General features: G+C 68.5%; 19 protein-coding genes. 8 read left to right on the plus strand and 11 right to left on the minus strand.

The window, feature by feature from the left end:
* The first annotated feature begins 117 nt into the window (after positions 1-117).
* Positions 118-390, plus strand: coding sequence for a HalOD1 output domain-containing protein (locus tag GJ629_RS01945; RefSeq protein WP_157511504.1), 273 nt, complete (start codon positions 118-120; stop codon positions 388-390).
* A gap of 38 nt (positions 391-428) precedes the next feature.
* Here the strand turns inward: GJ629_RS01945 and GJ629_RS01950 are convergent, their stop codons facing one another.
* Positions 429-1,220, minus strand: a complete 792-nt coding sequence (locus GJ629_RS01950) for a TrmB family transcriptional regulator (protein ID WP_197428387.1) — start codon at positions 1,218-1,220, stop codon at positions 429-431.
* A gap of 363 nt (positions 1,221-1,583) precedes the next feature.
* Between GJ629_RS01950 and GJ629_RS01955 the strand changes: the two genes are divergently transcribed.
* Together GJ629_RS01955 and GJ629_RS01960 are read left to right on the plus strand one after the other, a co-directional pair.
* Complete coding sequence (locus GJ629_RS01955) at positions 1,584-2,339, plus strand: TrmB family transcriptional regulator (protein ID WP_157511505.1); 756 nt, start codon at positions 1,584-1,586, stop codon at positions 2,337-2,339.
* 156 nt (positions 2,340-2,495) lie between these two features.
* A complete protein-coding gene (locus GJ629_RS01960) occupies positions 2,496-2,906 on the plus strand; it encodes a hypothetical protein (RefSeq protein WP_157511506.1) in 411 nt (136 codons plus the stop codon).
* 1 nt (position 2,907) lies between these two features.
* Here the strand turns inward: GJ629_RS01960 and GJ629_RS01965 are convergent, their stop codons facing one another.
* From GJ629_RS01965 to GJ629_RS01985, 6 genes are all read right to left on the minus strand, one after another.
* Positions 2,908-3,450: an HTH domain-containing protein gene (locus GJ629_RS01965; RefSeq protein WP_157511507.1), complete on the minus strand. Its 543-nt coding sequence runs from the start codon at positions 3,448-3,450 to the stop codon at positions 2,908-2,910.
* 109 nt (positions 3,451-3,559) lie between these two features.
* Entirely contained in the window at positions 3,560-3,778 is a 219-nt protein-coding gene (locus GJ629_RS01970) for a hypothetical protein (protein ID WP_157511508.1), read from the minus strand.
* Positions 3,771-4,892, minus strand: a complete 1,122-nt coding sequence (locus tag GJ629_RS01975) for a DUF354 domain-containing protein (RefSeq protein WP_157511509.1) — start codon at positions 4,890-4,892, stop codon at positions 3,771-3,773. Before GJ629_RS01975 ends, GJ629_RS01970 begins: the two co-directional genes overlap by 8 nt.
* A 2-nt stretch (positions 4,893-4,894) precedes the next feature.
* A complete protein-coding gene (locus GJ629_RS17805; RefSeq protein ID WP_394350930.1) occupies positions 4,895-5,422 on the minus strand; it encodes a UDP binding domain-containing protein in 528 nt (175 codons plus the stop codon).
* Positions 5,329-6,258, minus strand: a complete 930-nt coding sequence (locus GJ629_RS17810) for a nucleotide sugar dehydrogenase (RefSeq protein ID WP_394350929.1) — start codon at positions 6,256-6,258, stop codon at positions 5,329-5,331. Before GJ629_RS17810 ends, GJ629_RS17805 begins: the two co-directional genes overlap by 94 nt.
* The gene (locus tag GJ629_RS01985) at positions 6,255-7,223 is read right to left on the minus strand and encodes a Gfo/Idh/MocA family oxidoreductase (RefSeq protein WP_370515752.1); all 969 of its coding nucleotides are present in this window, start codon (positions 7,221-7,223) and stop codon (positions 6,255-6,257) included. The genes GJ629_RS17810 and GJ629_RS01985 overlap by 4 nt, the downstream gene beginning before the upstream one ends.
* 269 nt (positions 7,224-7,492) lie before the next feature.
* On the opposite strand from GJ629_RS01985, the gene GJ629_RS01990 reads away from it, so the two are divergent.
* A complete protein-coding gene (locus GJ629_RS01990) occupies positions 7,493-8,389 on the plus strand; it encodes a polysaccharide deacetylase family protein (protein WP_370515753.1) in 897 nt (298 codons plus the stop codon).
* Positions 8,390-8,399: 10 nt separating this feature from the next.
* On the opposite strand, the gene GJ629_RS01995 is transcribed toward GJ629_RS01990, so the two are convergent.
* Together GJ629_RS01995 and GJ629_RS02000 are read right to left on the minus strand one after the other, a co-directional pair.
* Positions 8,400-9,593: a carboxylate--amine ligase gene (locus GJ629_RS01995; RefSeq protein WP_157511510.1), complete on the minus strand. Its 1,194-nt coding sequence runs from the start codon at positions 9,591-9,593 to the stop codon at positions 8,400-8,402.
* 39 nt (positions 9,594-9,632) lie between these two features.
* Positions 9,633-10,883 carry a DegT/DnrJ/EryC1/StrS family aminotransferase gene (locus GJ629_RS02000; protein WP_157511511.1) on the minus strand — a complete coding sequence of 417 codons (1,251 nt, stop codon included), beginning with the start codon at positions 10,881-10,883 and terminating at the stop codon, positions 9,633-9,635.
* A gap of 271 nt (positions 10,884-11,154) precedes the next feature.
* Between GJ629_RS02000 and GJ629_RS02005 the strand changes: the two genes are divergently transcribed.
* The 3 genes from GJ629_RS02005 to GJ629_RS02015 all read left to right on the plus strand — a co-directional run bounded on the left by GJ629_RS02005 (position 11,155) and on the right by GJ629_RS02015 (position 16,055).
* Positions 11,155-13,518 carry a right-handed parallel beta-helix repeat-containing protein gene (locus GJ629_RS02005; protein WP_157511512.1) on the plus strand — a complete coding sequence of 788 codons (2,364 nt, stop codon included), beginning with the start codon at positions 11,155-11,157 and terminating at the stop codon, positions 13,516-13,518.
* A gap of 84 nt (positions 13,519-13,602) precedes the next feature.
* Positions 13,603-15,048 carry a right-handed parallel beta-helix repeat-containing protein gene (locus tag GJ629_RS02010; RefSeq protein ID WP_157511513.1) on the plus strand — a complete coding sequence of 482 codons (1,446 nt, stop codon included), beginning with the start codon at positions 13,603-13,605 and terminating at the stop codon, positions 15,046-15,048.
* A complete protein-coding gene (locus GJ629_RS02015) occupies positions 15,045-16,055 on the plus strand; it encodes a glycosyltransferase family 2 protein (protein ID WP_157511514.1) in 1,011 nt (336 codons plus the stop codon). The genes GJ629_RS02010 and GJ629_RS02015 overlap by 4 nt, the downstream gene beginning before the upstream one ends.
* Here the strand turns inward: GJ629_RS02015 and GJ629_RS02020 are convergent.
* Both GJ629_RS02020 and GJ629_RS02025 read right to left on the minus strand, forming a co-directional pair.
* A complete protein-coding gene (locus tag GJ629_RS02020; protein WP_157511515.1) occupies positions 16,041-16,820 on the minus strand; it encodes a class I SAM-dependent methyltransferase in 780 nt (259 codons plus the stop codon). The two genes, GJ629_RS02015 and GJ629_RS02020, sit on opposite strands and share 15 nt — an antisense overlap.
* Positions 16,821-16,860: 40 nt before the next feature.
* Positions 16,861-18,351 (minus strand): lipopolysaccharide biosynthesis protein, encoded by a 1,491-nt coding sequence (locus tag GJ629_RS02025; RefSeq protein ID WP_157511516.1) that lies wholly within the window; start codon positions 18,349-18,351, stop codon positions 16,861-16,863.
* Between the two features lie 275 nt (positions 18,352-18,626).
* Between GJ629_RS02025 and GJ629_RS02030 the strand changes: the two genes are divergently transcribed.
* Positions 18,627-18,873, plus strand: a 247-nt coding sequence (locus tag GJ629_RS02030) for a hypothetical protein (protein WP_197428388.1), incomplete at its 3' end; no start/stop codon positions are given.

The raw sequence follows: 18,873 nt of genomic DNA on the forward strand, positions 1-18,873 counted from the left end.
ACCGTCGGCCCCGGACGCGAACAGACGGTAGCAGCACTGAAACGGCCACTAATGACTGTTGTGTTGAACTGGGTGAAAAACTGCGAGTGTTTTGATGGTCCGGGACCTAGCGCGACTATGGAGTACGAGTGTGGGCCGAACGAAAAAATCAGTCTGGCGGTCGTCCGAGCGGTGAGTACCGTCGTGGACCGCGACGCCCCTGATCTCCGGCCGCTGGCCGAGATACTGGACACCGACGCGCTGGACGCGCTGTTCTCCCCGCGGACCGACGGGACGTTCCGGATCGGCGGCGAGGTGTCGTTCGTCTACAGCGGCTGTCGCGTGAGCGTCCAGAACGGCGAGTACGTCACCGTCCACCGCCTCGACCCGGACCGGGCCAGCAGACGGTGAGGCGTGCCGACCGCGGCCGTGCGAGGCCGGGGGCGGTCTCAGGAGCCGGGGTCTCGGGCGGGGATCAGGCCCTGCGACATAAGCCGACGGGCGATGACGACGAGGCCGTTCCCGAACCCCTCGCCGAAGATAGCCTGTTCGACGTGGCTGTCAGGGACGATAGTACTCACGAGTATCTTCGAGCGGTCGACCAGCACTAGGCGGCCGATGGCCGTCTCCTCGTCGATATCCTCGCCGTGTAGCCACTCCAGCCCCGAGACGAACGTCGTCGCGTCCGGGACGGCCGACTGGATCTGCGTCTCGAGGGATTCGGTCAGCGCACCGACGACCAACTCGACGCCCGGGTCGGCGCTGTTGAGCGTGGCTATCAGCCTGTCGGTGAGCAGCGACTCGTCCCCGATGACGAGGACGATTTCCTCGGTGGCCTCCCCGAGCAACTGGTCGGTCCGGTTCTCGATGCCCTCCTGTCCGGACATCGACCACACCTCCTGGACCGGCGTCCCCTCCTCCTCGGTGACGTCGATGGTCTCTAGGGTGTCCCGGAGCCGTTCGACCCGGTCCTCGTACTGGTGTCTGAGCGTCTCCGTCGCCTCGTCGAGGGGCACGGCCCGGAACCGCTGTGGGCTCGTGTGCTGTATCTCGACCAGTCCCTGCGCTTCGAGGACTCTGATGGCGTCGTAGACGCGCGTCCGTGGCACCTCCGTCGTCTCGCTGAGTCGCTTCGCTGTACCGCTCTCCAGCCGGCACAACCCGACGAAACACCGCGCTTCGTACTCTTTCATACCGAGTTGCTGGAGTACCTCAATCGCCTCCTCTAGATCTTCAGTCATGTCTGTGTGTCCCAACGTCCCGGCTCGAATCCGGGATTGTCTCGTACTTCTCCCCGAGGACGGATATGTATTGTCACCCTAATTATAACGTTTCGTCTGTCTGACTCGGCCTCTATGCCGCCAGCGTCATCGTATTACGGCGCCCCCGGTCACCGTAGACTGTCTGTAATACTCACAGTGACGCACCCCGTCGAAATATAGATTATGTGACTTTTACTCCCTGGCTAGTGTAACTCGGTTAATCACAAAAACAATATACGCCGGGGGGCCATCCGGTCTAACGGCACACAGCCAGAATGTGTCCCAACACCGTCTGACGTGTGCCGCCCGGCCCTCGCCGGCCGGGCCTACTTTACACAACCGATGAGTTCTGAACCACCAGCGGACCCGTGGTCGGTCGCCGTCGAACAACTCCAAGAGTTCGGGCTGAGTGCCTACGCCGCCCGGACGTTCGTCGCGCTCTCGACGCTCGGAACAGGGACCGCACGGGACGTGAGTCACGTCGCCGCCGTCCCGCGAACCCGCGTCTACGACGCGGTCGAGGAGTTACAGGAGATGGGGCTGGCGTCCGTCCACCAGTCCTCGCCCCGGACGTTCAGGGTGCCCCCGCTGGAGACGGTGTCCCGGACCTTCGAGAACGAGTTCCAGCGCCGTATCGGTCTCCTCGGCACGGCCCTGCGCGCGCTCGACACCGAATCTCCGCCCGACAGCGGCGGCCGGACCGTCGAGGGGCAGGCGGCGGTGACGGACCGGGTCCTGTCGTTGCTTGACGGGGCCGAGGAGTCGGTCGTCTACGCGACGGCCGCGGACCGCCTCACCGCCGACGTACTCGACGCGGTCGTGACGGCCGACGACCGCGGCGTCTCGGTCACGGTCGGCGGCGCCTCCGCGACGGTCCGCGAACGGGTCCGGACCGCAGTCCCCGACGCGGCGGTCGACGCGACGGCGTGGGACATCGCAGACACCGCGCTCGGCCGGGTGCTGGTCGTCGACGGCGAGCGGACGCTCCTCAGCGCCCGCGTCGACGGGACGGAGACGGCCGTCTGGAGCGACGCCGCGTCCCACGGGTTCGCCGCCGTCCTCCGGGCGATGGTGACTGGCCGCCGCGACACCGAGTGAGTTCGTTCGGCCGTCGCCGCCCGCCAGAGCCGCCCTGTCGCTGATATGCGTGTCCATAACAAAGGATAACAGGGACCCAGCTACGGGTATGCCAACGACAGCCAACGGTGACTTCGAGCGGTCCGCGTCCGCGCACACGGGAGGGCGAACGGTCGTATGAGCGAACGGCTGGCGGAACTGGAGAGCGAACGCGACGCCGTCCGGACGCTGACCGAGGGGACGGTGCCCGACGACGAGGCGACCGACGCGATAACCGACGTCTTCGACGCGCTAGCGCGGCCCGAACAGCGGTACGTCCTGACGCTGTTGCTCCGGGCGGAGGGCGGCCTCACGGTCGCCGACCTCGTCGACTACGTCGTCGAACAGACCGCCGACGACGCGTCGGCGAACGAACTCCGCCGGCGCATCACCGCGGAGTTGACCCACACCCACCTCCCGGAACTCGCGTCGGCCGGGTTCGTCACGTACAACTTAGAGCGACAACTGGTTCAGTCGACCGACCGGACCGAACTGGTCCGCCCGTACGTCGAGATAGCGCTCGCCCAGCAGTCGATGCTCGGAGACTGAGTTAGTCCGAGACGGGTTCGGACTGTCCGGCGTCGGCGCGTTCCGCCCGCTCCTGTCGTTCCGAGAGAAACGTCGCCGGTTCGTACGTCCGGACGCCGTCGGTACAGGGGAACACGCCGACCAGTGCATCGTCGACGAATACGCCAAGCGCCTGCTCGGGGAGCGAGATGGTGTGATGATACTCGCCGGTGATCGCGGACTCGACGGCCCGCTCCGTAATGCCGCTGGCCTCCAGCGGTCCCGACCGCCACTCCGCGAGGGCGGCGACCGATTCGAACGTGTCTTCCTCGGCGTAGAGTTCCGTACAGCGGTCACAGACACAGATACGGTCGCCGACGACGGTCACGTCGTAGCCGTCGAGGCCCCCGTCCTCGACCCGTTCGGTCACCGACTCCACGAGGGCCGACCGGTCGAGGTGGTGGCCCGTCGGCGTGTACGACCGGAGGAACAGTTCGACGGTCACCGCGTCGGCGTCGCGCGCCCTCGCCCGATACTGCTGCCACCAGTCGGCCATCGCTGTCGTACCGTCTGCCGTGTGTCTCATCGTGTACTCGCCCGTACCATCCCGGTCCCGACAGATAAGCGACGCCGACCGTTCAGGGCCACAGGAGCGTCCTACGAACGGTAGGAAGTGACTACGGCGGCCGATGGGCTCACAGGTACCCCAGCGATTCGAGGCGGCTCTGGACGTCGTCGTGGTCCGCGTCCGACCCGTCCGGGCCGTCGGGGTCGTCGTCGACCTCCTCGAGCAGTTCGGCCAGCACGAAGGCGACGTAGTCGTCGACCGATTCGAACTCGGTCCCGGCGAGACGCCCGGCGATCACGGCCGCGGTCTCCTCCGGTATCTCGACGACTCTGGTCCGCTCACTCATCGGTGGTCTCCAGAATCGTCTCGACGAGTCGGTCGGTCACGTCGGGGTGGTCGGCGATCAACTGCTCCCGTCGCCGGCGATACTCCGCCCGGTCGACGTCGCTCTCGACGTGGCGCCGCACGGCCTCGACGGCGCGGTCGGCGTCGGCGAACGACTCCAGCAATCCGTACCGGGACTCCAGCTCCCGGAAGACGTTCTCGTCCTCGTCGCCGACCATCGTGTTCGTCCTGATGGCGGGCGTCCCGAGCATCGCGGCCTCCGTCGACATCGTCCCGGAGTCGCCGACGTAGAGGTCGGCGTGGTAGAGGACCTGATGGATGTCCGACGGGTCGATCTGGAGCCGGTAGCTCTCTAGGTCCGCCGGGAGGGCCTTCTCGGCGGAGACGAGCACCGTCCCGTGCTGTTCGAGCACGCCGATCAACTCCCGGAGGACCGACGGCGAGAGGCCGTCGTACCCCACGTCGTGGTAGGCGTCCCAGCCGGCGACCCGGACGACGAAGTAGGGATGGTCCGGGTACAGCCCGTACGGCGCGATGCGCTCGGGGTCCGGCTCGAAGTACCGCGGGTGGAGATAGGCCAACTCCTGGAAGTCAAGCGGCCGCCGGTCGGCGTCGTCGACGGGCAACTCGAAGTCCGCGGGCGCACACGTCGTGTCGACGAACGGGAACGTGATTCCCTGATACACCCGCTGTAACAGCGATTCGTCGACGTGCGTGTCGCTGACGACCACGTTCCGACAGCCAAGCGCCGCCGAGACGTGGGCTGGGACGGGTCCGAGTCGACTGACGATCACGTCCGGGTCGAACTCGCGGGCGACCGCGAGCAGTCGCCACTCCCGAACCAGCAGTTCGGCGACCAGCGAGGGCAGCGAGTCCCCCCGCGTCGAGAGCGACCGGTGGTCGATACCGTAGGCGTCCAGCAAGTCGGTCGTCACCTCCTTCTCCCGGGAGGTGACGAACGTCTCGTGGCCGTCGGCTCGTAGCTGTTCGATGGCGTTGCGAAAGAGGTGGACCTGCGCCGGGTGGCCCACGTCGAACAGCACGCGGAGCCCCGCCCCGTCGCTCTCGGTAGCCGGGGCATCCTCGCTCGCGGTCGCCGTGACTCCGTCTATCATCGTCAGGGCCACCGCCCGCCGATGCGGTACACCGGGGCCGAGACGTCGCCGTCGTCGATGGCCCCGCGGCCGTCGAGAATCGGCGCGTCGAAACGGTCCCACTCCAGCCGCGTGAACTCCTCGTGGGGTGTCGCCAGCACGACCACGTCGGCCGGGGCCGCCTCGGCCGCCGATAGCGCCGTCGGTTCCATCCCGTCCAGCCCCGACCAGTCCTCGATCAGGGGATCGACGGCCGACACCGTCGCGCCGGCATCGGCGAGGTGCCGCGCCAGCGGAATCGACGGGCTGTTGCGGAGTTCGGCGATATCGGCCTTGTAGGTCACGCCGAGCAAGAGCACGCGCGCGCCCTCCATATCGACGCCCTCGGACTCGAGTATCGCCTCGACCATCTCGGCGGCGACGGCCGGCATCGCGTCGTTCCGTTCGCGCGCGGCCCTCAGCACCGACGCGTCGGCGTCGAACTGGCCGCTGAGGAAGTACGGGTACACCGGGATGCAGTGGCCGCCGACGCCCGGCCCGGGGTCGTGGATGTCACAGAACGGCTGAGTGTTGGCGACGTCGATGGCCTCGTTGCGTCGATGTCCAACTCCTCGCTGTACATCGCTAGCTGGTTGGCGACGGCGATGTTCGCGTCGCGGTAGACGCCCTCGAACACCTTGACCGCCTCGGCGGTCGTCGCGTCCGTCCGCAGCACCTCGTTGTCGCTGATCTCGCCGTAGACCAGCGCCGCGGCCCGCGTGCTCTCGGCGTCGACGCCGCCGACGACCTTCGGATGGGTCCCGCGGATGTCCGCTATGGCCTGCCCGCTGACCGTCCGCTCGGGGCAGGCCGCGACGCCGAACTCCCCGGGGTCGAGACCGCTCTCTTCGGCCAGTCGCGGCCGGACGCGGTCAGTGGTCGTCCGCGGCGGAACCGTCGACTCGACGACGACGAGGTCGCCGGGCGAGAGCCCCTCGGCGACGGTCGAGACGACCGTGTCGAGCATCGAGAGGTCCGGCTCCCGCTCCTCGGTCAACAGCGTCGGGACCATAAGGACGTGGACGGCCGCGTCGGCCGCCGCCTGGGCGCCGTCGGTCGTCGCCCGCAGGTTCCCTCCGTCGACGTTCGCGGCGACCAGTCCCGGCAGTCCGGGCTCGCGCTGGATCGGCGAGCGGCCCGCGTTGACTGTCTCGACCACGTCGGGGTCGACGTCGACGCCGACGGTGTTCGTCGTCACGTTCGCGTAGACGGCCGCCAGCGGGAGGCCCATCTTCCCGAGGCCGTAGACGGCGACCGGCACGTCGCCGGCAGTGAACGCCGTCCGCTGGGACTCCTCGTCGTCGCTCGCACCGTACAGCCCGGGTCGGTCGGTGACGGACTCGCTCACGGACGGGTCACCTCCGGCACCGGCGGGAACGCCATCCCCTCGACCCGTTCGACGACCTCCAGTACGTCGAGGGCGTCCTCGGCCGTGACGAGCGGTTCGGTCCCGTTCTCGGCGGCGTCGACGAACGACGAGAGTTCGGCTTTCAGCGGCTCGCCGTTCTCGACCATCGGGCGCTCGACGACGCTCTCGTGACGGTAGCGGATGTCGCCGTCGGCCTCGACGTACTCCGGCAGCGACCGGCGGTGTATCTCGACGGTCTGGCCGATCATATCCACGTTGACTCGGCAGGACTCGGCCGTTATCGAGAGCGTCCGCACCTTCTGCTGGGTGAGGCGGCTCGCCGTCACCGTCGAGACGGCACCGGTGTCGAACTCGAACTGGGCCGTGGCGTGTCGGTCGTCGCGGGCGACCGCCGACAGCGACTCGATGTCCCCCTCGACGAGCGACAGCAGGATGTCGATGTCGTGGATCATCAGGTCCATCACGACGTTGTCGTCGTTCTCCCGCGCCAGCGGCGGCCCGAGGCGGTCGATGTCGATGGAGACGACGTCTAAGTCGGGGACGATGTCCGAGAGGACCGTGATAGACGGGTTGAACCGCTCGATGTGGCCGACCTGTAGCGTGACGCCGGCCTCCCGGGCCTGGCGGGCCAGTTCCCGGCCCCGGTCCCGGTCGTCGACGTAGGGCTTCTCGACGAGGACGTCCACGTCCGCCTCGATACACGACTCGACGGCGTCGGCGTGGAACCGGGTCGGCACAGCCACCGAGGCCACGTCGACGGCGTCGAGCAGGTCACGCCGGTTCATATACGTCGCGCCGTAGTCGGTTGCGACCGACAAGCCCTGTTCTGCGTCGGTGTCCGTCACGCCGGTGAGCGTCGTCCCCGGCAGTTCGCTGTACACGCGTGCGTGGTGTTGCCCCATACTTCCGACGCCGATCACGCCGGCCCGCAGTTCGTCGCTCACGCCCGTCTCCCCCCGGTAGTCGGCGGGGTCGTCCGCGGTCGGTACTCCGGCGTTACTGCCGGCGGTTCGGCCCCGGCCGGCGGTCGTCGCTGATCTGATTGCACGCCCGTAGATCCGCCCGCTGTCGGGATTGTTATTCCCGGCTTGTTACCGGTAAGCTCTCACTGACGCCGCCGCGCTCGATAGCCCGTCTGTGACCCCCTCAGTAGCGGGACGATAACTACCGCAATCGCGTCCAACGGCCGGTGTATGCACGAGGTGTCCCGGTAGTGGGTGCGGTCGTCTTCTCCGTCGACGCGGAACTGGGCTGGGGGTTTCACGACCTGCCGGACCCGCCGACACCCCGCGTCGAGGCCGGACGGGAGGGGTGGCTGACGCTGTTGGATATCTTCGACCGGTACGACGTGCCGGCGACGTGGGCCGTCGTCGGCCACCTGATGCTCGACTCGTGTGACGGCGTCCACGCCGACCTCCCCGCCATCGACGGCTGGTTCGACCGCGAACGGACGAGTTGGCGCGACCGTCCGGACCTGCGGTTCGGCGTCGACCTCGTCCGTCAAACCGTCGACGACGACCACGAGATCGCCTGTCACACCTTCTCGCACGTCCGCTTCGGGGATCCGCGGGTCACGCCGGAGATAGCGGCGGCGGAGCTAGCGGCCGCCAGCGACGCCGCCCAGCGGTTCGGCGTCGAGTACGACTCCATCGTCTTCCCGCGCAACGCCGTCGGCCACCGCGACCGAGTGGCCGACGCCGGCTTCACCTGCTACCGGAGCAGAGAGTCCGCGCCCGCGACCGGCGCGGGTCGGGCGGCCGCGAAACTCCGGGACGCCCTGACCGCCCGTCCCTCAATGGTCGAACCGACCGTCGACGAGTACGGACTGGTCGACGTCCCGCCGTCGCTGTTCCTCTTCGGGTTCGAGGGGTGGGCGCGGACGGTGGCGACGGCAATCGGCGGCGATCCGATCGTCAGACAGGCCAGAAACGGTATCGACCGCGCCGCAGAGACGGACGGCGTCTTCCATATGTGGCTCCACCCGAACAACCTGTGTACGCCCCGCGACGCCCGGCGCGTGGACGCTATCGTCGAGTACGCGGCCCAGTGTCGTGAGCGCGACGGCCTCCGCATCGAGACGATGGCCGAAGCCGCGGCGCGGGTCCGGTAGGCACTCGCCGTCAGCTATCGACACCGAGCAGTCCCCGCCCGACGTTCAGCCAGTCCCGGACGAACGGCGCGGGGTCGTCGAGGCTGAGGTAGTCGAAGTTGGGTTGGCGGTACAGCGACACGGCGATATCCCGGAGCGTTCCCGCGGCCGACGGTCGCTCCGCCAGCGCGTACTCCTCTCTGAGGACGCTGTGGAGGTGGACGGCCTCGCCACGGAGGAGGTGGCTCGCGACGCCGCTGTCGTAGTGGCGGTCCGCGTCGACGGCCGCCCCGGTCGCTAGCTGCCACCAGTATCGGGGGTAGTCCACGCCGGCGTGGATGTCGACCGGGAGGCTCGACGGGATGCGTGGGTTGATCTCCAAGAGGTTGAACGCCCCCGAACTGTCGCGGATGAAGCCGACCGACGCTATCCCCTCCCACTCAAGTTCCGACAACAACGCGAGGCCGGCGGTTTCCAGCGCCGGGATGTCGACGGCCTCGTGGTAGACGCTCGGCCCGCGGCTGTACTTGTACCCTCTGATCAGCCGCTTCTGTGATGTTACGACCGCTTCGCCGTCGTGGCGAAGCGCCCGGAAACAGAACTCCGTCCCGTCGACGTACGACTGGGCGATCGGGACGTGGCCCATCCGCTCGACGATAGCGTCGACGTCGGGCCGGCGGCCGGGGTCGAGAAACAGCGTCTTCGGCGGGGACTCGAATCGCCCCTCGGGGACGTCCTCAGTGGTGTCTTCGGTGAGCACCGCGTAACGGCCCTTGACGATGCGCTCGCGCTCCCAGTCCTCGATGTCGTCCAGCAGCGCCGTCTCTGGGACGGTCACGCCGGCCCGCTCGGCCGCCTCGAACAACCGCACCCGGTCGTGGACGGAAAGCAACTGTTCGAATGTCGGCCACGGCGTGTCGAGGTGCTCGGAAAATGACTCGCGGTACTTCGCGAGGACGTACACGTCGGGCTCTCTGACGGGGACGATCAGTCCCACGTCTTCCCGGGATGCGAGGTCGAGCAACGCGTCCCGGTAGCCGTGTAGATCTCCCTCCGGCTCGGGGACCCGTTTCGTCTCCGCGCAGTAGCGGGAACTGGCCGACGGCGGCCGTTCGTGCTCCGAGGCGACGATAGTGTGGACGCCCATCCGACCCAGCGACCGGACGGTGCTCAGCGACCCCGCCGTCTCCACGCCGGGGACGACCGCCGCCGATGGTTCGTGCATACCCGAACCCGGGCTGAGAGCGGGTAAGTTATGGCCCGCCTACCGGCCGCCAGCGGTGACCTCTCGGACTGTCTCGACGACCAAGCGCCTGTCCCGGTCGTCGACGTAGGGGTGGGTCGGGAGCGTGAGAATCCGCCGCTGGAGGGACGCCCCACCCGGGAACGTCTCCGGGTCGAGGACCGGCCAGTCGTACAGCGGCGTCGCCCCGATGCCGGCGTCCGCAAGCGCCGTCTTGATCCGGTCACGCAGCGCCGTCGTCTCGGCCACGAGCGGGTAGCGGACGTGCTGGCAGTTCGACAGCCCCGGGACCGCCTCGACGGCGCTCACCCCCGGGCAGGACGATAGCTGTTCGCGGTAGTGCGTCGCCGTCCGCTCGCGTGCCCGGCGGTGGGCGTCGAGGCGGCCGAACACCCGGGATGCGACGGTCCCCTGGAAGTCCGAGATGGTCTCGAACGGCGGGTCGTAGTCGACCGCGAACTTCGGGTCGGGGTGGGTCGTGGCCCGGTCGCCGACGCCGTCGAACGCGTCGCGGACGGCCGCGTAGGCGTAGTACGGCCGCGGGCGGCCCAAGGCGGCGTAGCCCGCCAGCGCGGCGACGTTCGGGTCGACCGGGTCCCGCCCCGCGTCGCGGAAGGATAACTCGTCGTTTCCGGCGACGACCATCCCGCCGCCGACCGGTAGCGGTTTCCCCTGCTGGAAGTTCAGTACCGCGCAGTCGCCGAACGTGCCGAGTCGCCGCCCGTCGTACTCCGTCCCGAGCGCGTACCCCAGCACCTCGACGAGGTACGGGTCCCCGCAGCGCTCGACCAACTCGTCCATCGGCGACCCGTAGCCCAACACGGGTATCGAGACGACGGCCAGCGGGTCCGTCTCCAGCCCCTCGCGCAGGGAGTCGGGGTCGAACGCGAGCGTCTCGGGGTCGATGTCGTAGCGCCGCGGCTCGAGGCCGACGCCCTCGATGGCTTCGGGGAAGTCGGCGCTACAGAACGCCGGGATTAGGACGGTGTCGCGCCCGTCGTCGTCGGCCACGGCGAGTTCGTGGAAACAGCCGGCCAGCGTCCGCCGGTAGGAGGTGTAGGTCGCGGTCTGTTCGGCGTCGAGAAACCCAGCTATCTCCTCGCGGAACTGCCGGCGGCCGCGGCCGGCCCACTGCCCCCGAATACCCGCGGCGACGTCGCTCGCCCGAACCGGCGTCACCGCCGGCGGGACGAGTCGCCACCGCCGGGGCCGTCGTCGTCGCTCCACGCTGTCGGGCCACCGGTCGGTGGCCGCCGCGTCGTGTCGGTCCATCCGTCGGGTTCTCAGCCACCGTCCGGAAAGGTATCCTGTCCTTACCGGTCGGTAGAAGATTCATACTGTCCTGTCGGCGTTCGACGCATCTCGTCGGCCCGGCGGTAGGAAGTCCGTATCGCGCACAGACGCATCCGATCCGTCACGCGATGGAAATTACGGCCGGTGGTGACCAACTGATCGGTAGCTGGATACTAAACGACCGTACCGGAGCCTCAGTGGTCTCTTCCCCGTCACAACGGCCTTTACAGTAAGTACATCATACCGAGCTATGCCACCCTCGAATGGCGACCCTACCGACAGTGACGAGACAGCCGAGCGACCGTCGATCAGCAAGCGCCGCCTGATGCAGGTCGGGACGGCCGGCCTCGTCGGCACCCTCGCGGCCGGGACGGTCGTGGGCGACACGTCCGACCACCCCAACAGCATCGTCTTCGACGGGACCGTCAGCCGCGGCAAGACCGACTACGAGGTCAGCGTCACCGGATCGATCACCCCAGACGGGGAGTCGACGGAGGGCAACGACACCCTCGGCGACGGCAGCGCGTCCGGCGCCGTCCACCGCGACGTGGACGCCTACCGGTTCAGCGGCGAACTCGCCGGACTGGACGTCGACGGCGACGCGAGCGTCCGGATCAACTACGGCGACAGTTCGGACGTATCGGCCAAGCGGCTGACGGTCGTCGCGGGCACCGAGTCCTCGGTGACGTACTCGGTGACGACCACCGACCGGATGGTCGCCGTGCGCGACGCCGAGAGCGACGCCGCCGAGGCCGAAGACACCGTCGTCGAGAACGACGACGGCACCTGGACGGCGACCGGCGAGACGGCCAACACCGACGGCGACACCTTCGACTTCTGGGGCGACGTCGAGTCGTTCTCGCCGATGGACGGCGACTACACGCTGTTTCTCGACGGGACCGAGGTGACGGCCTACGATCTGACCGGCGAGGAACCGCCCGAGACGCGCGAGCATTCGTACTCCTTCGAAGGGACCGGCGACTCGTGGGCGGACTACTACCTCGAAGTGCAGGACGACGCCGAGATGATCGCAACGACGCTGGACGGCGCCGTCGTCGAACCTGACTTCCACTGGGTGAGCGAGGACGGAACGAAAGCGGCGGGCCGCGTCGACCCCGGCGAGCGCCACGCCTACGAGTTCGACAACCTCGTGGTCGACGTGACAATCGACGGTGAGGCAGACGCCCTCGTCGACGGCAGACCGTCGGACCTCGATTACTACCCGCGTCCCGGCGCGACCGGTGACGGCTGGAAGGGCGGCTTCCCGTGGCAGCAGGTCGACGTGGAGCGTGAACACTCCTACTCCTTCGAGGGGACCGGCGACTCGTGGGCGGACTACTACCTCGAAGTGCAGGACGACGCCCAGATGGTGGCGACGACGCTGGACGGCGCGATTATCGAGCCCGACTTCCACTGGGTGAGCGACGATGGGACCAAGGCGGCAGGTCGCGTCGACCCCGGCGAGCGCCACGCCTACGAGTTCGACAACCTCGTCCTCGACGTGACTATCGAGGGCGAAGCCGACGCCTTCGTCGACGGGGGGCCGTCGAGTCTGGACTACTACCCACAGCCCGGCGCGACGGGCGACGGCTGGAAGGGCGGTTTCCCGTGGCAGGACGAGGAAGCGGAGCCGACGACGACACAGACGGGGCCAGTCGTCGGCGGCGGCCCGGGGTACGACGCGACGGTCGCTCGCTCGGAGGCAGACACCGTCGTGACGACGGCCGGCGGACTCGACGACGCGCTGTCGAGCGCCGGGTCCGGCGACGTGGTCTTCGTCCCCAGCAACGAACAGATAGACCTCGGGAACCGGCAGTACGACATCCCGGACGGGGTTACGCTGGCGTCGGACCGCGGCGTCGACGGGTCCGCCGGCGCGTTGCTGTACACCGACGACGAACCGGGCGAACTGCTCAGCCTCGAGGGCGACTCACGGCTGACTGGCGTCCGAGTCCGCGGTCCCCACCCCGGCGACGACTGGGGCGGCGACTCCAGTGCCGGCGGCGCACAGACGATGGGCGCGGGCGAAATCGACAACTGCGAGGTGTGGGGCTTCTCCCACCACGGGATACAGGCCGACAGCGGCGACGGCGCGCACTTCCATCACAACGTCGTCAGGGAGAACAACAAGAGCGGCCTCGGCTACGGCATCACCGTCGACGCGGGGATGCCCGTCATCGAGTACAACTATTTCAACTACAACCGCCACTCGGTGGCGACCGGTGGGTCGAACCCCGGCTACGTCTGCCGGTACAACCACTTCGGTCCGATGGAAGTCCTGCACAACATTGACGCCCACGAACCGGCCGGCGACCGTTACGAGATCCACAACAACGTGGTGGAGACGGTGCGACGGGAGTGGGACGACAACGTCAACCACATCGTCGTCATCAGGGATGCCCCCGACGACGAGGCGTTGATCACCGACAATTGGTTTTTCAACCCGAACGCGCCCGACGCCGACGGACCGACCGATCAGGCCGGGCAGGCGATCATCCAGCCGAACAACTCCTCGTGGACGAACGTCTCCTTCGGGTCGAACCACTACGGCGCGGACGCGGCCGTCACGTACAGCGACATCATCCCGGGGTACGACGGCTCCCGGACCAACTGAACGCCGGCGGCTGTCGGCGTCTCGGGCCCCGAGGACCGATAGCCACGGCATAACAATCCGGCCCCACCCCTAGCGGGCAGGTACATGGATATCGAGCGACGGGAGTTCGAGCGACGGGAGCTGTTGACGTGGGGTGGTATCGGCGGGCTCGGTGGACTGCTCGTGGGGCTGTCGATTCTGGGCGGTATGGGGCCCGACGAGGACGACGGGACTGCCGTCGCTGACCCCCAACCGTCCGGGTCGGGACCGCGGCACGCCGACGCGTTCGGCACCGTCGTCGACGCCGTCGAGAACGGCGCTGACCCCGACGGCGAGGAGCCGATAACTGACTTCCTGACTGCCCACGCCGGCGACGACACGCTCCTGTCGTTTCCCGCCGGGGAGTACCGGCTGGAACCGACCGACCTCTCGGGCTATCGGAACCTCGGTATCGCCGCCGCCGGGTCCGAGCGGCCCGCGTTCGTCGCCTCCGGCGACCGCTGTCTCGGCAGCGGCGAGTCGTACCTCCTGTTCGACGGCGTCGAGGACCTCCTGATAGACCGAATCCACCTCGACCTGACCGACGACTCGGTCGGCGGCATCGTCAGGGTCAACGCCGCAGGGGACGCGACCGTCTCGAACGTCACTGCCGCTGGGGGCTGTGACGGCCAGATAGCGCTGTTCCGGTTCGACGTCTTGGACGCCGACGCCACGGCCCTCGTCCGGAACCTCGACATCGGGGCGCGCGACGACGACGAGTACCTGACGGGCGTGTACGTCGGGAAATCTCACGCGGGCGAACTCCGCTTCCGTGACTGCACGGTACAGGCGTTCACGGACAACGGGCTCTACGCGTCCGCGCCCGGCCTCGCCGACGGGGCGGGCGGCGTCGTCCACGTCGAGGGCGGCACCTACCGGAACAACAACATCGCGAACGTCCGTCTGGGATCAGTCGGGTCGACAGCGGTGAACGTCGAGAGCATCAGCGACGCGCCGCCGCCGACGACCGACGCCGGCCCGAGCGCGAACGCCCGCGGGTTCAGGCTCCGCAGCGGCCACGGTCAGCGCATCGAAGACTGCCTCGTCCGCATCACCGCCGACTCGCGGTTCACCCACGGCGGCGTCGTCTTCCACGAGACCAACGGCGGCGCGACGGTCACCGGGACGGAGATAACGGTCGACCGCGACGACACCCCCGCGATCAGAGTGTTCCCCGACAACAGTGACCATCCGGGGACGGCCACGTTCGAGGGGGTGACGATGACGGGCGAGAGCGCGGCTGGCCGGACCGTCCTCGTCGAGGGCCGCGACGGGACGGTGTTCCGGGACTGTGAGATCACAGCGACCGGCGACGACCGCGACGGCATCCACTTCTGGGGCTGCGAGGGGGGTCGAGTCGTCGACTCCCGAATCGACGTCACGGGGGCGCCACTGGTCCTGAGAGACGCGACAGTCCGCGTCGAGAACACGACACTGGTCACACCGGACGGCACCGAACACGTCGAACAGCGCCGTGTGACCGACGGCGAGTTCGCGGGGGGCGACCGATGACCGTCGATCCGACGACGGCCGCCGAACCGGGAGCGATCACGCTGTCGGTCGTCGTCATCACCGAGAACGAGGCCGACCACGTCCGGGAGTGTCTGGCGTCGGTGATCGCCGCCTGCCAGTCGGTCGAGGAGTTCGAGGTGATCCTCGTCGACTCGGCCTCGACAGATAGGACCGTCGAGTACGCGAGCGAGTACCCCGTCACCGTCCTCCGCATCCCCGAGGAGCACACCGTCTCCTGTGGCGCGGGCCGGTTCGTCGGCGATCAGGTCGCCACCGGCGAGTACGTCCTCCACATCGACGGTGACATGACGCTGACGGAGGAGTGGCTCCCGGCGGCGCTGGCGTACCTCCGGGACACCGACGCCGTGGCCGCCGAGGGCTGTCTCGACGAGTCCACACAGGAGGAGGTCGTCGACGTCGAGAAGATCGGCGGCGTGATGCTGTACGACGCCGCGGTGCTCCGCTCGGTCGGCGGCTTCGACCCCTTCCTCCCGGGGTACGAGGACATCGACGTGGGGTTCAAACTCCGGACCGCCGGCCATCGACTGGTGCGGCTGCCGGCGGTGTCGGCGATACACCACCACGAGGACGCCGCGACCGAACCACTCCGGCGGTGGCGACAGGGCTACTACACCGCGCCGGGACAGACCGTCAGGAAGTGGCTCCGCTCGCCGCCGATACTCGGGCGGTTGCTCGCCCGCCAGCAGTACAAACTCGGCCTGTTCGGCTGGCTCTGTCTGGGAGTCGGGTCGCTCCGCTCGCGGCCGCTCCGCCTCGCGTGGCTCGCGCTCTCTATCGCGGCGTTCGCCGTCGTCGCCCGCAAGCGCGGCGTCGCCGGCGCGGCCGACTTCTTCGTCGTGAAGGGGTTCGGTCTTGTCGGACTCGCGGCGGGGCTGACCGAGCGGACGCCGCCGGCGGACTCGTTCCCGCTGGCGGCCGTCGAGGTGGTGGCGACCGGTCGCGTGCTCACCGGTGAGCGGACGCCCTCGCGGTCACCGTCGTCCTGAGGGGCGGACGTAGCCGGCGTTCAGCGAGAGCCGTCCGGCGTCGCCGTCGCGGTGGTCGAGAAACGTCGGGAACGCGTCGTTCCAGTGGATGTCGTCGGAGACGAGCAGCCCTCGCTCGGAGAGCCACTCCCACGCGAGTTCGAACTCGAACAGCATACACGGGGCGCTGTGGTCCGAGTCGTGTAAGAAGAGGTCGACGCTTCCCAGTTCGGGGAGCAGTTCGGGCAAGACCCGCTGGCTCCGGCCGACGTGGAGGGTCCAGTCGTCCCGCAGCGTCTCGGGGACCAGCCACCCCGGTTCCTCGGTGTCCCCGGGACAGCTACTCGCGGCGACCGGGTCGACGGAGTGGAGGTGGCCGTGCCCGTTCCGGGACAGCGCCGCGAGGATGTACGCCGTCGAGTGCCCGTAGTGGACGCCAGTCTCGACGACGACCGACGGTTGCAGCGACCGGACGACGGCGTAGAGGTTCCGGGCCGCCGTGTCGTCTAAGCCCCCGGAGATAGACTTCTGCTCGTTGGTCGTCTGGGTCCCCACGTGTTCGTCGTATCGATCCCGCATCACCGTCCGATACTCGGTGAACGGGGACTCGTCTAGCTCCGCGAGGTACGAGCGGTAGGCCGCGTCGTTGTCGAACAGCGACGACGAGAGCGACCGCTGGATGTTCCCCGGTGTCAGTCGGGTCGGGCTGAGCGTGAGGTACGCCCGCTTACACCGGGGCTGGAGCCTCCCCGGGAGCAGCCTGTACAGATGTCCCTTCAGGTCCATGCTCGATTCCCCGAGGGGGACTAATATAAGTATACTATCGCTACGCCACTGGGTTCCCCGCGAACGGGAGCGGTAGCCGGTCGACGGCGGCGAGGACCTCCTCGCGGTCGAGCGCGCCCGACAGCAGCGCGGCGGCGGCGAACACCGCCAGCCCGACGACCGGGACGACGACCAGCGCCAGCACGTCGGTATCGAACAGGCTGTCGGTCCAGACGACCGCGGCTCCGGTCGCCAGTGCGGTCACCGCGATGCGGCCCACGCGGAAGTCCACGAGCGGGTCGTAGCCGATGTGTCTGGCCGTCGCCACGAGCAGGACGAACATCGACCCGTAGGCGACGCTGGTAGCGATCCCCGCTCCGGCGATACCGTAGGCGGGTATCAGAGCCGCGTTCAGCGCCACGTTTGTCACGGCGGCGACAGCCACGGCGGCGAGCAGCGGCCGCAGGCGGCCGGAGCCCTGACAGATGGCCTGCAACGGCCGGGCGACGGCGAACCCGACGGCACCGGGGAGCAACAACAGCAGCGGCGTCGTCGCCACCGCGAACTGCTGGCCGTAGTACAGCGGGACGACCCGGTGGGCAAGCGACGCGAGACCGACGGCCATCAACAGGACCAAAAGCGTCGTGTAGCGGGTGATCCGCCCGGCCAGTTCCGTGATCTGTTCGTACCGTTCCTCGCTCCAGAGGCTCGAACTGGAGTGTAACAGTAGCGTCTGGAGGACGATGGGGACGATCCAGATGTACTCCGCGAGCGCGAGCGCCGCCTTGTAGTAGCCCGTCTCCGCCCCGCCGACGAGCGTCCGAACCATCACCACGTCGACGTGGAACAGCGACATCACGAGGAGGACGAGGACGACGTTGAGCACGTTAAAAGAGAGGAACTCCCGATAGGGAATCGACCGCGGGAGCGCGAGCAGTCGGCGCAGCGATATCCGCCGGAGGACGACCGCGCCGGCGACGACGGCGACCACACCGTTGGCGAGGATGTGGCCCGCGAGCATCCCGATGACGCCGAAGCCGCCGGCGACGAGGCCGATACCGACGCTGACAGTGAGAACCTTCTTGACGACGCCGAGGGGCCCCTGTACGTGTTCGAGACCGAATCCCAGTACCGTGTGCATCGAGAGGGCGCGACACTGACCGACGAGGACGAACGCCGCGAGGACGTAGAGGTACGCGGTGAACCCGTCGCCGAAGACGGTGCCGACGCCGAGCCGTGTGAGCACGAACAGGAGCGCGCTCCCGAGAACCCCCAGCGTGAGGGCGAGCACCAGATAGAACTGGAGGACTCGTTCGACCCAGCCGTCCCCGCGATTCTCGGCGACGAACTTCTGGACGCCCTCGGTGACGGCCGCGCTGATCGGAATCATGTACAGCGAGTACATCGATAGCAGGACGGCGTAGTCGCCGTACCCGCCCGGGCCGAGCAAGCGGACGATGACCGGCGTCGAGACGACGGCGATGAGCGTCCCGAGCATCTTCGGGCCGACCAGCGAGAGGAACCGCTGGAACAACCGCGTCGTCCCGCTCATCGCGCAGCGCGCGGCGTGGCTGTCCGCCGGTATCTGACGGGCGTCGCGCCCGGCCGCGGCAGTCGTGTCGGGTGACCAGTCGGTCGGCGGGAACGTGCGCTCATTGGCCGTTCCAGTCGCCGGCGGGCCGTAGTTATGACACGGTTACCCGCCCACGGAGACGGCCTCCACGCTAGCGTGACAGGTATCCTCACGCACGGAAGCGAACGCTCCGCTGTCCGGCACGAGCGTGGTAAGCCTCCGTTTACTACCTCCATCGGCAGCCTACTCCCGGTGTGTCACGACCACTGACGGACAGACGGGCGGCATCGATACTGGCGTCGGGGGCGACCCTCGCCGTGGTAGCGCTCGCGGTGCTGGCGACGCTCACGGCGGGCGCGCCCTCGGACGCGACAGTCGGCAGCGTCGCCGAGACGCCGGGCGAACAGCAGTTGGCGACCGCGCCGAACGCGACGGCGACCGACGGCGGCCCCACCGCTCTCGACCGGCCCGCGCCGGCCGTCGACATCGTGTTCGTCCTCG

This window comes from Halapricum sp. CBA1109 (assembly GCF_009741825.1).
GTDB lineage: Archaea > Halobacteriota > Halobacteria > Halobacteriales > Haloarculaceae > Halapricum.

Excerpts from the sequence above, each read along its gene's own strand:
- GJ629_RS02015 (WP_157511514.1), top strand. The coding sequence starts at position 15,045 with ATGACCGTCGATCCGACGACGGCCGCCGAACCGGGAGCGATCACGCTG.
- GJ629_RS02000 (WP_157511511.1), bottom strand. The coding sequence starts at position 10,883 with ATGGACCGACACGACGCGGCGGCCACCGACCGGTGGCCCGACAGCGTG.
- GJ629_RS01950 (WP_197428387.1), bottom strand. The coding sequence starts at position 1,220 with ATGACTGAAGATCTAGAGGAGGCGATTGAGGTACTCCAGCAACTCGGT.
- GJ629_RS01965 (WP_157511507.1), bottom strand. The coding sequence starts at position 3,450 with ATGAGACACACGGCAGACGGTACGACAGCGATGGCCGACTGGTGGCAG.
- GJ629_RS02020 (WP_157511515.1), bottom strand. The coding sequence starts at position 16,820 with ATGGACCTGAAGGGACATCTGTACAGGCTGCTCCCGGGGAGGCTCCAG.
- GJ629_RS02010 (WP_157511513.1), top strand. The coding sequence starts at position 13,603 with ATGGATATCGAGCGACGGGAGTTCGAGCGACGGGAGCTGTTGACGTGG.
- GJ629_RS02025 (WP_157511516.1), bottom strand. The coding sequence starts at position 18,351 with ATGAGCGGGACGACGCGGTTGTTCCAGCGGTTCCTCTCGCTGGTCGGC.
- GJ629_RS01945 (WP_157511504.1), top strand. The coding sequence starts at position 118 with ATGGAGTACGAGTGTGGGCCGAACGAAAAAATCAGTCTGGCGGTCGTC.
- GJ629_RS01995 (WP_157511510.1), bottom strand. The coding sequence starts at position 9,593 with ATGCACGAACCATCGGCGGCGGTCGTCCCCGGCGTGGAGACGGCGGGG.
- GJ629_RS01955 (WP_157511505.1), top strand. The coding sequence starts at position 1,584 with ATGAGTTCTGAACCACCAGCGGACCCGTGGTCGGTCGCCGTCGAACAA.
- GJ629_RS01960 (WP_157511506.1), top strand. The coding sequence starts at position 2,496 with ATGAGCGAACGGCTGGCGGAACTGGAGAGCGAACGCGACGCCGTCCGG.
- GJ629_RS02005 (WP_157511512.1), top strand. The coding sequence starts at position 11,155 with ATGCCACCCTCGAATGGCGACCCTACCGACAGTGACGAGACAGCCGAG.
- GJ629_RS01970 (WP_157511508.1), bottom strand. The coding sequence starts at position 3,778 with ATGAGTGAGCGGACCAGAGTCGTCGAGATACCGGAGGAGACCGCGGCC.
- GJ629_RS01975 (WP_157511509.1), bottom strand. The coding sequence starts at position 4,892 with ATGATAGACGGAGTCACGGCGACCGCGAGCGAGGATGCCCCGGCTACC.